Genomic DNA, 13476 nt, shown 5'->3' on the forward strand with positions numbered 1-13476 from the left:
ATTGCCAAGACCGCGCAGATCCACGCGAAACCCCGGTGTGGACGCCCCCACCGGGCTTGTCCGGCAGACCCGGTCAGGTGTCGCGCGAAACCTTTTCGCGGCGTTCATGCGCCTGCTGTGCCTCGACCGTCATCGTGGCGATGGGGCGCGCGATCAGACGGCCCAGACCGATCGGTTCGCCCGTCACTTCGCAAAACCCGTATTCACCCTCATCGATGCGGCGCATCGCCGAATCGATCTTGGCAATCAGTTTGCGTTGGCGGTCGCGCGTGCGCAGTTCGATACCCCAATCGGTTTCGCTGCTGGCACGATCATTCAGATCGGGTTCGCGGATCGGACCTTCCTGCAACGCCGACAGCGTGTTCACCGCCGCCGACAGGATCGACCGTTTCCATTCAAGCAGCAGGCGCCGGAAATAGTCCTGCTGCTGCTCGCTCATATAGGGTTCGTCTTCACCGGGAACGTAATCCCCCGGCATGGCGCGCCGGGCTTTGGCCAAAACGTCGATTTCGTCACTCAAAATCCCAGCCATCCGGCCCTCCGCTTACGCGCCTTCCGACCCCGGACCGATTGCCATCACGCCACCCGGCTTCGGCACCCCGTATCCCGGTTTGCCGCGCCTATAGGGGGCACGCCTCTTGCGCACAAGTCATTCTGCCAAGCTCTTTTTGCGACGGGCGGGTTTTGAACATCAGGGCAAACCGGGCAGATCGGCAGAATCTTGCCGTCGTTAACCATATATTAGCCAAACCCGCCGACCTTGCGGCAGTGGCGCCCATCACGGGACAGGGCGAAGAGGTTGGGGATAACGGGCAATGGATCACGCAAATATCAAGCTGGTGGCAGGCACCGACATGCAATCGGCGGCGCAAACAGCCGCCAGCAATGCCGCACGCGACGCGTTTGTCGCGCACTGTCTGGCCGCTGCGCAAGATGGCGAAAGCGAGGCCTATTTCGATCTGGGCATGGCCTTTTGCACCGGCAGCGACGCGCTGGCAGTCGATCTGGTCGAAGCGCACAAATGGTTCAACCTGGCCGCTGTCGGCGGGCATGACCATGCCGCGCAATGCCGCGCCGATGTTGCCGAAGACATGACCGCGCGTGAAATCGCCGAAGCGCAGCGCCGCGCCCGCGAATGGCTGCGCGCCAGCCCGGCAATGCGTGTCGCGTAAACCTGCGATGCGCGTGGCCTAAATTCAGTCCTGATCCTTGCGGAACGGTGTGCGCTCACCCAGCCATTGCTGGTCCTGCGCGACCCCCGCACGTTCGCGCACCAGGAAATCGGCCACCGCGCTGCGAAAGGCCGGATCGACGATGTAATGTGCCGAAATGGTCTGCACCGGTTCATAGCCGCGCGCCAGCTTGTGCTGCCCCTGCGCCCCCGCCTCAACGCGCTTGAGGCCGCGTGCAATGGCGGCATCGATCGCCTGATAATAGCACAGCTCGAAATGCAGGAACGGCTTGTCGATCACCGATCCCCAATAGCGGCCATAGATCGCATCGCGCCCGATGAAGTTCAGCGCGCCCGCCACCGCCACCCCGTCGACGAAGGCCAGTACCAGCAGGATGCGATCGGCCATCGTCTGGCCCATCAGATCGAACGCCGCGCGGGTCAGATAGGGCCTACCCCATTTGCGCGCGCCGGTGTCCTGATAGAACGCCCAGAACGCGTCCCAATGTTCGGCGCGGATGGCCTCGCCGCTGAGCGCGGCGATCTCTACCCCGGCCTGTGCCGCCGCGCGTTCCTTGCGCAAGTTCTTGCGCTTGGCCGAGGCCAGCGAGCCCAGAAAATCGTCAAACGAGGCATAGCCCCGGTTTTCCCAGTGGAACTGGATATCGGCGCGCGGCAACCAGCCCGATGCCTCAAACAGGCCAACCTGATCGGGAGCGATGAATGTCGCGTGCGCCGATGACAGGTCATGTTCGGCCGCGACCTGCTGCGCCGCCGCCAGCAAGACGGGGGCCAGATCGGGTCGATCGCCGAGCAGCAGGCGCGGCCCGGTGGCCGGGGTGAACGGCACGCTGATCTGCAATTTGGGATAGTATGCCCCGCCAGCGCGCTGCCACGCGTCGGCCCAGGCATGGTCGAACACATATTCGCCCTGGCTGTGCGTCTTGAGATAGGCGGGCAAGGCCGCCAGCGGATGCCCCTCGGCATCCTCGATCACGATCGGCAGCGGGCTCCAGCCGGTGCGTCCGCCAACACTGCCCGATTGTTCGAGCAGCGAGAGAAAGGCGTGGCTGACAAACGGGTTGTCGGTGCCCGCCATGCGGTCCCAGTCGGCGGCGGCAATCGCGCCAACGCCCTGATGGATCCGCGCAATATGGCTCATCCCCGCGCCCTTTCGGCCAGCAGCAGCGCCAGCCCTTCGCCTTCGGCAATCGGCGCATCGGCGCGGTTTGCGGCACGGGTGACGCGCGCGGCGCTGTCGATCGTCCAGCTCAACACCGGCACCCCGCGCCGGCGCTGGCTTTGCGCAAACGAACCCGCCAGATCGTCGATGTCATAGGCCAGGAAATCGGGCCGCGCCCGCCACAGCGCCACATGCCGCCGCGCCTTGGCGCCCAGCGTGCGCCAGCCCGCCTCGGTCATCACCAGCCCGCGCACCACGCGCGGCGCATAGCGGCGAAACCATGCCGACACGCGCGGGTCAAAACTCATCACCGCAACCGGACCGGCATAGCCTTCAAGTGCGCGGCGCACTGCCAGGCACAGCGGCGCGATATGACCGCCACGGGCGATCTTCACTTCGATCAGCAGTGGCACCTGCGCACTCACTTGCGCCAGCAGCGCGCCCAGCGGCTGGATGGCATCGGTGCTGTCCGTCAGCACGATCCGCCCCAGCGTTGCGGCGGTCTCGTCGGCCAGCCGCCCGGCCTGACCGGTCAGGCGCGCCAGGTCGTCATCGTGGAACACCATCGCCTGCCCGTCGCGGCTGCATTGCACATCGCATTCAATGCCCAGCCCTGCCGCGATTGCCGCCGCAAACGCCGCCGCGCTGTTTTCGATGCGCGCGCCGACCCGGTCATGAAACCCGCGATGGGCATAGACTGTGGCCGTCAACCAGTCGCACCGCCCCCGCGCCGGGGGCGGCACGAACCAGCGGTCAAGCAGTGCGAACAGCAAATACAGCATCGATTTCCACCGCAGCGCCCAACGGCAGCACCGGCACGCCGACCGCGCTGCGCGCATGGCGCCCGGCGTCGCCAAAGGCGGTGATCATCAGTTCGGAGGCACCGTTGGCGACTTTGGGCTGGTCGGTGAAGGTGGCGGCCGAATTGATGAACGCGCCCAGCTTGACCACGCGCTCGATCCGGTCGAGCGAGCCGAGCGCCGCCTTGGCCTGCGCCAGCAGCATCAACCCGCAAGCCTGCGCAGCGCGCTTGCCCTCCTCCAGGCTGACATCTTCACCCAGACGCCCGGTCAGCAGCGTGCCATCGACAAACGAGACCTGGCCCGAAACATAGAGCATGTCGCCCGCCAGCACGGTCGGCACATAGGCAGCAACGGGCGCGGCCGGTTGGGGCAGGACGAACCCTGCCGCGGCAAGCGTGTCAGCAACGGTATCGGTCATTCGGTCTCTCCATGTACACGGGTCATGATCCAGGGCAGCGCGTGCGACCACGTGTCAATCCGGGCATGGGCGTGGCCCGCCTCGTGCGCGCAGGAAATATGCGGGGCCAGCATCGGCTCGCCACACAGATGCAACCGGTGCACTTCGGGGGCAATTTCGCCGACTGAGGCATGGTGCTGCGGCAGATCGTCGATGAACACCGCGCGGCTGGGGCGATATTCATCCAGGATCGCGCGCAACGCGGGGCCCTTGGGGCCCTGGTTGGTGAACACCCGCGCGTGGATGCCGTGATCGGCCAGTTGCTGCGTGCGCGCGGCGCGCCGGTCATCGCCCAGATTGGTCAGGATCACCACATCGGCATGCGCGGCGATCGCGTTGATCCCTTCTACCGCGCCGACGATCGGGTGCTGACGGTACATCTCGGTGTCGAAAAACAGGTTGAGCAGGCGCCAGATTTCGGGCCCTTCGACCTGACGGCCATCGTCGGCATAGCGCATCGCCTTGCCAAAATCGTTGTCCTTCATCACGAAATCGATGCCGTGGCATTGCGCCACATAGTCCTTGAACGGGGCGACCATGTGCAACAGCACTTCATCGCAATCGCTGATCACCAGCGGGCGGGTCATCGCAGTTTCTCCCAGGCCGCAGCCAGTGTTTCGGGGGGTATATCGAGCGCCGCAGCCGCCGCCACAAGATCCGCTTCGTGATTGGCGAGAAATTCGAGCACCGCGCCCATGATCACCGGATCGTCCACCCCTGCCCGCAGGGCATCGGGGGTCAGCCCGGTCAGCGCCAGAAAGCGATCGGTGCGCGGTTCATCCCCCAGCACGAAGACCAGCGCCTGGAGCGCGAGCGCCATCGGATCGGCGGGCGAAGTTGGTTCGCGAATGATTGCCAGCGTCCTTTTGCATGCATAGACGGGGAACCGGTGTCTCCCGATGCATAAGGTCGTTCCGTGGCAAAAAGAATTCTGGTTGTCGAGGACAACGACCTCAACCGCAAACTGTTCAGCGATCTGCTCAAGGCCAAGGGCTTTGAGGTGGAGCCGCTGGCCGACGGATTTGCGGTGATCGAGCGCGCCCGCGCGTTCGCCCCCGATCTGGTGATCATGGACATCCAGTTGCCAAAGATTTCCGGTCTGGAACTGATCGAGGCGCTGAAAGCCGACGCGACGTTGCGGGCCATCCCGGTGCTGGCAGTCACCGCCTATGCCGGCAAGGGCGACGAAGAGCGCATCCGCGAAGCGGGCGCCGAAGGCTATCTGGCCAAACCGGTTTCAATCATGCCATTCTTGCAGGCAGTCGGGCAGTTGATTTAGGGCGAAAATGCGCGAACGCACAGCCTGGGCGAAAACGTGCGAATCACTTCCCGAATACGCAGGCGAAGCGACAACCAGGCCGTCTTCCCGCCAACGGAGCTTATCTTTGCGAGGCCAGCCTCAAGAGGCGACCACCACGCTCATCGCTGACGATCTCTTCGATTTGCAGCCTCGTTTGGGGCGCAAGATCATAGACACGCGCACGTCCATCGCTGTCGACCTGCTGCGCTACGATCAATCCGTCGTTCCTGAGTCGACGCAGGATGATCTGGAAATTCGCGGCCGATGCTCGACTGAGATGAAACAGCTCGCTCGATCGGGTGGGACCGTGAACAAACAGATTGTAAATTACGCGAAAATCACTTGTTACGAGTTTGACTTTCAATATATCTTCGATGGTTAGGATCGTTTGCATATCGTTTCTCGTCATAATCCGAGATTCATTGCGGCCTTTTAACTAGACGGCGATTTTCATTTGCGGCTCCACGGATGCATAGTCGGATTGCGTGGCCGCTGCCGGATACGTCGCCGCGCTGGTGGCTTCGTCCGTCGCGACAGACCCTTCGTATGCGGATCTTTCGACGACAATGATCTTCTCACGAAAATCGTCATCGCCCACAATATGGATATTACCCTTGATAAATCGCCCGATGAACGGGCTGATTATTATGGAAGAAATTAACCATAAAAATACGATCTTTATCACAGCGGAATTTCCTTTTCCCACCGATCGGATTAACCTTTCTAGTCCAGGAAATTCCATAAAAACAATAATTAGCTTTATCGCTGAAAATTATCGCTATTTTCTGCATGCAATCGATTGATATAAATTTAATTCAAAATGGATGTATTTTACTTATGTCCGCAAGATGATGTTGTTCATCCAATCGACCGCGACGCCGGCAATCGGTTGCCGCACAGCACCGCACCACGCCCGTCGACCAGGCCAAGGCGCGCACATCGACGCGGCAACGGCAGCACCAACGATAGAAAAGATGGTAAAACCGGCACCCGCGATTGTCGAGGGCGAGCGCTCTTGCACGCATGAGCCATGCCGTGGCGCGGTTACAAGTCACATTCGGATCAAGCGAAATTGCGACTCGCGAACAAATTTCGATTATACGCCCACGACCAACACCTCAAATCTGGCTCCGCGGCGTGGGACACGAGACATGAAACCAGAAAATCTTGAAAAAAAACAGATATTTGAATTAAGAGAGCAAATAAAATTTTTAGTAGAGAAAATAGATTCCATGGATTCAAAAAACCCAAAAATAATTCACGTCGGAGCCATCTTATCAACCGCACTAGAATTACTTGAAATTAGCCACGACGATTCATCAAAACACTGATATTTAATTTACCAGTTTTCTAAAAAATATTTCCCCATTATTGATCTCGACTTGTTCGTCATACATATCCAACTTCGGCGCTTGTCCGCAAGATCACAGACACGCTTTACAAGGCCATACCCTTCGAGAACGGAAATCCAACGGATCACAGTCGTGGGCGCGACGCCAGCATCGAGCCCAACCGCAGTGACCGACAGCCTTACATCAATAACGTCGGCGACAAACAGCTCAAGCAATATGTCCCAGGCAGGATCAGAAAATACTTCCATTCCAGCGAACGTTTTTCGGCGGCCTCGCCGTGATGCAATCTCCGACCTGGCTGCGCTCAAATGGTTATTTCCCAAATGACCACATTGCATTCTTGGAACATATTCTCCATCAAGAATGAGAATTTCTTGAAGAATATTCTCCAAAGCGACGAGTTTATCGCGGTTATAAGAAATCATGCCCCACCTCATCGAATAATCGAATGAAAAGTCCCGCACGAAATACAACTCGAGACGCTTATTTACCTGATCGATTGAGCCGTAAATTACGAATCAGGCAGTTCATAAATATATTCCAATTTGGTTAATTGGCAAAATAATTTAGCTCGAATTTTGAATAATCGACAATTATCATAGCAAAATATTTGATATTTATTTGATTATTATTGATAAATTTTATAGATATGCATCACAATATGGCTTGAAAAACATCGTCTTGCATGAATTTTCTCACGGCGCTTCGCGCTATTTTAGGAAAGAATTGCCTGCTGGAATAGGCCGCAAACCGCCTCCCTTTAAACACGGGTTCCAGGACCATCAGCCTTTTCGTGGCGCGCCACAGGAGCAACCGTTTGCACTACCATCCCAAAACTTGGGCCTCATACCAAGCTGCACTGACGTGCAGTCATACCTCCCGCCCCTCCCCGCCCGACCATCAACGATACCAGCAGGCTATGCTGGTGGGGCGGGATGGTGGGGCGGGAGGTATGAACAGCGCTTTGCGCGGCCTGGTATCAGGATCTCGACGAAATAGATCAGGACACCGTGACGGAGCCGATTTTGGCCCGGCGTCTCAGCTATGCGGAACGCAATCCGTTCGCTGTCGGGATTGGGGACAAAGCAACGCGGCATCCGTTGTGACCGACGAACGACGCTGCGAGTTTACCCTGAGCGGCTGCGCAGGCAGCAGCCGAAGGGCGCTGCTGGCCACGGGGCATCTCAGGGCAATCACGGTGTGCTCGATTTAGGGTCCTCTGCGCAAACCCGGCTTGACCGCGCAAAAAAACGGCGGGCACCCGTTCCCGGATCCCCGCGCATTGGCCACCGATCTGGCCATCACACCGTGTGGGCACCCCGTTCGGGATGCCCACACCTGCGCTCATCATCAATATGCGATCGTCAGCGTCCCGATCACCGCGCGCGGCGGGCTGACTTGCGCGTCGGTGCCACCGGTCTGCAGCGCCGACGTGTCGGGGCTGACGCTGCCGACATAATAGGCGTTGAACACGTTGGTCACGTTGAGCTGCACGAACGACCGTTCGTTAACAATGCTCTTGAGCGAATAGCGCACGTCGAGATCGACCGTGGTGTAGGACGGATACTTCGATCCCCACACTTGCACGCCATTCGCCACCGTCGGCGTGTTGCCCGAAGAATACAGCCCGACGTTCTCGTCGTTGACGTAGCGATCGGCGGTATGCTTGACTTGCGCACCAAGCGTCAGCGGCCCGATATCGCCCTGGAGACGACCGCCGATCATGAAGTGCGGCATCGCCGATTCAGACTTGCCGCCGGTCAACAGATAGGTCGCGCCACCCGCACAGGCCGACTGCCCCACTTCGACCGCAAGGACGGTCGAGGCGCACCCGCTGACACCCGAAATGGTGTTCTGTTCGATCCGCGAATGCAGCACCGAGCCAAAACCATAGGCCAGCACGTGCGGCGTGATCTTGTAGCTGACATTGGCATCGATGCCGTACCGCTGCACCGGGCCGAGGTTGGTATAAGTCGTGATCTGCTGGATGGAGTCATACGACGTGCCCAGCTTGTTGGTGTAATGCGTGTACCACAGATCGATCTGCCCGGTCAGGCGGCGCGCATTGTAGCGATAGCCAAGGTCGAAGTTTTCGGTCTTTTCCGGCCGAGGCTCGATACCGGGCGTGCCCTGCGGATAATAGAATGTGCTATAGAGCGACGTGGTATAGGGCGCCTGGAAGCCTTCGGAATAGTTGAAGAACACTTCGCCGACGCTAGGCAGTTTATAGGTGGCGCCGATGTTGGGCAGAACCGTGCTATAATTGTATTTGCGCGTCTGCGGTGCGGCCGCACCGGTCGCGGCTCCGGTTGTGGTGTTGTAAACATACGGATTGATGGCGCCATAGGCCGCACCGGACGCCCCGAACGCGCACACCGACGACGAGGTGGCACCGGCGTTGTTGCGGGTAAAGCAATAGTCATCGAGCACGCGGTGCAGGAACGGTGCGCGCACGCCCACCGAGACGGTCAGGTGCTTGTCGAAGAACTGCCCGCGATATTCGCCCGAAATCTGGTTCAGTTCGGCAATCGATTCGGTATCGCGCTTTTCGATCGGAAAGCCGTTGGCGTCGATCACCGGATCGTTGATGGCATAGACATCGACCGGGCTGCCATCGCTGTTGAGATAGCTCATTTCGCCGGTCTGGGTGATGTCCGACCGTGCAAAGGCATAAGACAGACGCACCGTCTGGGTCGGCGTGACGTCATAGCGCAACGACGAAGTCAGCGCGACGCGGTGGGTCTTGGTCTGGCTGGGCGCATACATCGTGACCGTGTCGAGCGTGTCGCCATCGCCATTGAGGTCCTGGCCGACGTAATAGCTGCCGTTGATATAGCCGGTCGCCTTGGTGTCGGTGCCGACCGTGGTATAGCCTTCGTGCGCCGAAACGGTGCCGCCGCCATTGGCCTTGGTGAACTGATAGCTGGGGTCGGCGGTGAACGTCAGACCATCGGCCAGCGTCAACTTGATCGCCGCGCGCAAGTTGAACAGGTTGGCCGGGTTGGGCCGATATTCATAGGCCGTGCCGCACGTGTTGGGCGTGTTGGCCACACCGTTGGTCGCCGCGGCGGTGGTGCACGGCGAATAAGTATAATAGGCGTTCTTGTACGACGACGGAAAATACTGGAACCCGGTGCCGTTGTCGGCCACCAACGGGGTGTTCGACACCGGATCGCTGCCCGAAAAATTGTTGCGCAACTGCACATAGAAACCGGCCAGCGAGATGAAATCGCCATGCCCGTCATTGATCGGCTGATAGATCTTGCCGTTGGCTTCCCACTTCTTGATCTTGCCATAGTTGTTGTACGGCGAATCGTTTTCGGCGGTGCTGGCCGAGAACCACGCCTTGGTGCCCAGCGGACCCAGCTTGCCGGTTTCGATCATGCCGAACACGCGGTAATAGTTGTCGGTGCCGTATCCACCGGAAACTTTGGCGCCCATCGTGTCAGACGGCATGTGCGATACAAAGTTCACGGTCGAACCGGTGGCCGACGATGTCGGGCTGTCGACGTCGGTGGTGCCAAGGTTGACGGTGACCGAATCAATCACTTCGGTGTCGAGCAGTTCGCCGCCGTAAAGCGCATAGTTGCCGTCGTCGTTCAGCGTCACGCCGTCGAACGTTTCGGACACGCGGGTGTTGTCGAAACCACGGATGTAGAAGTTGCCGCTGGTGCCGCCATAAGGGTCATTGTTGGTGTAGCTGACGCCGGGCACGAAATTGACCAGATCGTTGATCGACTGGCCGCCGACCTGATGCTGCAGCCATTCCTGCGTCAGCGTGGCCTTGGCCTTCGAGGTGTCGGGCAGATCGATGCCGCCGACCGAAAGATCGGCGCGATGCGCGCTGACCACGATGGTGTTTTCAAAATCCTGCGTACCGGTCGATTGCGCGAATGCCGGCGTGGCAATCGCCACGGCAAGAGTGCTGGCCGCTCCGGCCAGGGTGCGGATTGAACGCATGTCGTGTACCCCCATGGTATGTGAACCGTAATGCTGCGGCGCACAGATTTGTGATTCGCCGCAGCCAGCGACGAACCGCCTGTGGAGCCCGCGCTAAGCACCGGATTGTTACAATTGTGAGTAGTTTGCGACAAGCTGACCCGGTGGGGCAATGGCCGCGAAATGCTGCACATGCGTTGTTTGTGCAACACCCACCGGTTTCGCCGGTGGCGCCCGATCAGGCCCTTGCGCTTGACATTGCGGGGGCCTAGCCGCTTTTCCGCCGCAATCATCTGGCAGGGGCAGGCTTGCCCAATTGGAGAATTTGCATGGACCGCGCCGCAACCAGCGCCCGGATTGCCGACCTGATCGCGCCCTTCAACAAGAAGGGCATTGCGATCACCGATACGGTTACGTTTGCCGGCGATCTCGAATGGGACAGCCTGACGGTGATGGATTTCGTCGCCGCGATCGAGGACGAATTCGACATCATCATCAGTATGAACCAGCAGGCCGAAATCGAGACATATGGCCAGTTGGTCGACGCCGTGACCCGGCTGAGGGGCTAATCACCACATGACCGACGTTTTGACCCAGACCGACCTGTTTTCGAAATTCGATCCGCTGATCGAACAGCGCCGTGCGCTGTTGTCGACCGGGCTGACCGACCCGTTCAACCTGGTGATGGAACGCGTGCTGTCGCCGACCGAAGCCATCTGCAACGGGCGCCCGACGATCCTGCTCGGCACGTATAACTACATGGGGATGACCTTCGATCCCGATGTCATCGCGGCCGGCAAGCAGGCGCTCGACGAATTCGGATCGGGCACCACCGGCAGCCGCGTGCTCAACGGCACGTATGCCGGGCACCGCGCGGTCGAGGACGCCTTGCGCGAATTCTACGCCATGGATCATGCCATGGTGTTTTCGACCGGGTACCAGGCCAATCTGGGCATCATCAGCACGATCGCGGGCAAAGGCGATTATATCGTGCTCGACATCGACAGCCACGCCTCGATCTGGGATGGCTGCAAGATGGGCGACGCCGAAGTCGTGCCGTTCAAGCACAACGATATCGAGGCGATGGAAAAGCGCCTGCGCCGCATTCCCGAAGGCGCGGGCAAGCTGGTGGTGCTCGAAGGCGTCTATTCGATGCTGGGTGATATCGCCCCGCTCAAGGAGATGATCGCAGTCGCCAAGGCGCACGGCGCGATGGTGCTGGTCGACGAAGCCCATTCGATGGGCTTTATCGGCCCCAACGGGCGCGGCGTGGCCGAAGACCAGGGCGTGCTCGATCAGGTCGATTTCGTGATCGGCACGTTTTCCAAATCGGTCGGCACCGTCGGCGGGTTCTGTGTGTCGAACCACCCGAAGTTCGAAATCATGCGGCTGGTGTGCCGCCCCTATGTGTTTACCGCCAGCCTGCCGCCCAGCGTCGTGCACACCGCCGCGACCTCGATCCGCAAGCTGATGCATGCCGGCGAAAAGCGCGCGCATCTGTGGGAAAATTCGCGCACGCTGCACGCCGGGCTGATCGCACGGGGCTTTGCGCTGGGCACGCAGACACCGCAAAGCGCGATCATTTCGGTGATCATGCCCGATCTCGAACGCGGCGCAGCAATGTGGGAAGCGCTGTTGCACGAAGGGCTCTATGTCAATCTGGCGCGGCCCCCGGCCACCCCGGCCGGGATGACGCTGCTGCGCTGTTCGCTGTGCGCCGAACATACCGCTGAACAAGTGCAGACGATCATCGGCATGTTCGAACGCGCCGGCAAGGCCGTCGGGATCATCTGACCGATGCGCGCATGGCTGGCCCTGGTGGCACTGACGGCGACCCCGGCCCTGGCGCAAGCCCCGGCGAGCGCCGCCGGGGCGACCACCGCGATGACCGAAACCCCCTGCACGCCTCCGCGCAACGCGGACCAGGACTGGCCTGCGCTGTGCCACTATCGCGATGCCAACCACGCGGTGGACAAACCGCCCCGCGCGGTGCTGATCGGCGATTCGATCACCGAATTCTGGCTGCCGACCGCGCCCGCGCTGTTTGCCGACGGCATCGTCGATCGCGGCGTGTCGGGGCAGACCAGCACGCAGATCATGGCGCGGTTCTATCAGGACGTGGTGCGGTTGAACCCCCATGTGGTGCAGATCATGTGCGGCACCAACGACATTGCCGGCAACACCGGCCCGTCGAGCCCCGAAGACTATGCCAATGCGGTCCTCGCCATGATCGACATGGCGCGCGCCAACAATATCGCCGTCGTGGTGGGATCGATCCTGCCCGCCGGTGCGTTCACCTGGCGCCCCGGCTATCGCCCGGCGGCGCAGATCGTGGCGCTCAACGCCTGGCTGCGCGATCTCGCGAAACAGCGCGGGCTGGTCTATGCCGATTATTACAGCGCGATGGCCGATCCGGCAGGCGCCATGAAGCCCGGCCTGTCAGCCGACGGCGTGCATCCCAATGCCGCCGGCTATGCACTGATGGAACCGATCGCGCGCGCCGCCATTGCCGAAGCAGAGCAGCACGCCGGAGCCCGTTAGATCGCACTCGCCCCGGCAGGCAACCCGGCAACATGCGCGCATTTGTCATGGGTTACCTTGGTGCCGCCGCTCAGGATCGAAAACGCGATATAGCCTGACAGCACCACCACGACGAACGCAGCGACCAACCACGCGAGATAACGGTCGATGAATGCCTTGATCGGTGGACCGAACACGCGGAACAGCACCCCGATGGTCAAAAAGATGACGCCGCGCGAAACCAGGCTGGCCGCCGCAAAGGTCAGCACCGGAAACGCGATGAAGCCCGCGGTGACCGACAGCAGCAGGAACGGGATCGGCGTCGCCGCCTTGAACACGATGATTTCGGTGCCATAGGCGTTGAGATAGCAGGCGGCAGTGGGGAATTTCGCCGTGAGGCCAAGCACCGACAACAACTGCGCACCGACCGCCTGATAGACAAAGTGGCCGATGCCATACCCAAGCAGGCCACCCGCGACCGAGGCAACCGTGGTCACCAGCGCCAGCCTGACCGCCTTGTTCGGCGCGGCGAGGCACATCAGCGCCAGCAACGGATGGGGCGGAAACGGGAACAAGCCGCCATCGGCAAAGGCAAAAAAGGCCAGCCACAATTCTGCACGGGGATGCGCGGCCTTGGCCATAGTCCAGTCATACAATCGGCGAAGCATGGCAAATCCTGTTGCAGGCAAGACACGGGTGATGATGCAACGGCTGATTAGTAGACCCACCCCCAAAGGGCCAGAGGTAAACG

17 protein-coding genes are annotated in these 13476 nt (G+C 60.4%); 7 read left to right on the forward strand and 10 right to left on the reverse strand.

The annotated features are described in order from the left end of the window. Positions 1–73: 73 nt before the first annotated feature. Positions 74–532, reverse strand: a complete 459-nt coding sequence (gene dksA, locus AQZ49_RS06655) for an RNA polymerase-binding protein DksA (RefSeq protein WP_067614160.1) — start codon at positions 530–532, stop codon at positions 74–76. 283 nt (positions 533–815) lie between these two features. On the opposite strand from dksA, the gene AQZ49_RS06660 reads away from it, so the two are divergent. Continuing rightward, positions 816–1172, forward strand: coding sequence for a hypothetical protein (locus tag AQZ49_RS06660; protein WP_197410953.1), 357 nt, complete (start codon positions 816–818; stop codon positions 1170–1172). Positions 1173–1196: 24 nt separating this feature from the next. On the opposite strand, the gene AQZ49_RS06665 is transcribed toward AQZ49_RS06660, so the two are convergent. Genes AQZ49_RS06665 through AQZ49_RS06685 form a run of 5 tightly spaced genes read right to left on the reverse strand, consistent with a single transcriptional unit; the run spans position 1197 to position 4434 of the window. Beyond that, on the reverse strand, positions 1197–2333 hold the full coding sequence (locus tag AQZ49_RS06665) for a GNAT family N-acetyltransferase (RefSeq protein WP_067614162.1): 1137 nt from the start codon (positions 2331–2333) through the stop codon (positions 1197–1199). Continuing rightward, on the reverse strand, positions 2330–3136 hold the full coding sequence (locus AQZ49_RS06670) for a glycerophosphodiester phosphodiesterase family protein (RefSeq protein ID WP_067614164.1): 807 nt from the start codon (positions 3134–3136) through the stop codon (positions 2330–2332). Before AQZ49_RS06670 ends, AQZ49_RS06665 begins: the two co-directional genes overlap by 4 nt. Continuing rightward, a complete protein-coding gene (locus AQZ49_RS06675; RefSeq protein WP_067614166.1) occupies positions 3108–3575 on the reverse strand; it encodes a RidA family protein in 468 nt (155 codons plus the stop codon). The genes AQZ49_RS06670 and AQZ49_RS06675 overlap by 29 nt, the downstream gene beginning before the upstream one ends. Continuing rightward, positions 3572–4201 (reverse strand): HAD family hydrolase, encoded by a 630-nt coding sequence (locus tag AQZ49_RS06680; protein ID WP_067614168.1) that lies wholly within the window; start codon positions 4199–4201, stop codon positions 3572–3574. Before AQZ49_RS06680 ends, AQZ49_RS06675 begins: the two co-directional genes overlap by 4 nt. Continuing rightward, on the reverse strand, positions 4198–4434 hold the full coding sequence (locus tag AQZ49_RS06685) for a DUF3572 family protein (protein WP_067614172.1): 237 nt from the start codon (positions 4432–4434) through the stop codon (positions 4198–4200). Before AQZ49_RS06685 ends, AQZ49_RS06680 begins: the two co-directional genes overlap by 4 nt. A gap of 96 nt (positions 4435–4530) precedes the next feature. Between AQZ49_RS06685 and AQZ49_RS06690 the strand changes: the two genes are divergently transcribed. Together AQZ49_RS06690 and AQZ49_RS06695 are read left to right on the forward strand one after the other, a co-directional pair. After that, positions 4531–4893, forward strand: coding sequence for a response regulator (locus AQZ49_RS06690; RefSeq protein ID WP_067614174.1), 363 nt, complete (start codon positions 4531–4533; stop codon positions 4891–4893). 7 nt (positions 4894–4900) lie between these two features. Next, positions 4901–5296 carry a hypothetical protein gene (locus AQZ49_RS06695; protein WP_156428176.1) on the forward strand — a complete coding sequence of 132 codons (396 nt, stop codon included), beginning with the start codon at positions 4901–4903 and terminating at the stop codon, positions 5294–5296. 54 nt (positions 5297–5350) lie between these two features. Here AQZ49_RS06695 and AQZ49_RS06700 read toward each other — a convergent pair whose 3' ends face one another. Beyond that, positions 5351–5599, reverse strand: a complete 249-nt coding sequence (locus AQZ49_RS06700) for a hypothetical protein (protein WP_067614178.1) — start codon at positions 5597–5599, stop codon at positions 5351–5353. 139 nt (positions 5600–5738) lie between these two features. Between AQZ49_RS06700 and AQZ49_RS22200 the strand changes: the two genes are divergently transcribed. After that, positions 5739–6245 (forward strand): hypothetical protein, encoded by a 507-nt coding sequence (locus AQZ49_RS22200; protein ID WP_156428177.1) that lies wholly within the window; start codon positions 5739–5741, stop codon positions 6243–6245. A gap of 8 nt (positions 6246–6253) precedes the next feature. On the opposite strand, the gene AQZ49_RS22205 is transcribed toward AQZ49_RS22200, so the two are convergent. Continuing rightward, on the reverse strand, positions 6254–6691 hold the full coding sequence (locus AQZ49_RS22205) for a hypothetical protein (RefSeq protein ID WP_156428178.1): 438 nt from the start codon (positions 6689–6691) through the stop codon (positions 6254–6256). Between the two features lie 925 nt (positions 6692–7616). Then, positions 7617–10226 carry a TonB-dependent receptor gene (locus tag AQZ49_RS06710; protein WP_067614182.1) on the reverse strand — a complete coding sequence of 870 codons (2610 nt, stop codon included), beginning with the start codon at positions 10224–10226 and terminating at the stop codon, positions 7617–7619. 308 nt (positions 10227–10534) lie between these two features. Between AQZ49_RS06710 and AQZ49_RS06715 the strand changes: the two genes are divergently transcribed. From AQZ49_RS06715 to AQZ49_RS06725, 3 genes are read left to right on the forward strand one after another with little or no spacing between them, the layout of a single operon-like run. Next, the gene (locus AQZ49_RS06715) at positions 10535–10774 is read left to right on the forward strand and encodes an acyl carrier protein (RefSeq protein WP_067614184.1); all 240 of its coding nucleotides are present in this window, start codon (positions 10535–10537) and stop codon (positions 10772–10774) included. A 7-nt stretch (positions 10775–10781) separates the two neighbouring features. Then, positions 10782–11999, forward strand: coding sequence for a serine palmitoyltransferase (locus tag AQZ49_RS06720; protein ID WP_067614186.1), 1218 nt, complete (start codon positions 10782–10784; stop codon positions 11997–11999). A gap of 3 nt (positions 12000–12002) precedes the next feature. Continuing rightward, the gene (locus tag AQZ49_RS06725) at positions 12003–12746 is read left to right on the forward strand and encodes a GDSL-type esterase/lipase family protein (RefSeq protein WP_067614188.1); all 744 of its coding nucleotides are present in this window, start codon (positions 12003–12005) and stop codon (positions 12744–12746) included. Here the strand turns inward: AQZ49_RS06725 and AQZ49_RS06730 are convergent. Continuing rightward, the gene (locus AQZ49_RS06730; protein ID WP_067614189.1) at positions 12743–13393 is read right to left on the reverse strand and encodes a YqaA family protein; all 651 of its coding nucleotides are present in this window, start codon (positions 13391–13393) and stop codon (positions 12743–12745) included. The genes AQZ49_RS06725 and AQZ49_RS06730 overlap by 4 nt on opposite strands. Positions 13394–13476: the final 83 nt, after the last annotated feature.

It is taken from the genome of Novosphingobium sp. FSW06-99 (genome assembly GCF_001519065.1).
GTDB lineage: Bacteria > Pseudomonadota > Alphaproteobacteria > Sphingomonadales > Sphingomonadaceae > Novosphingobium.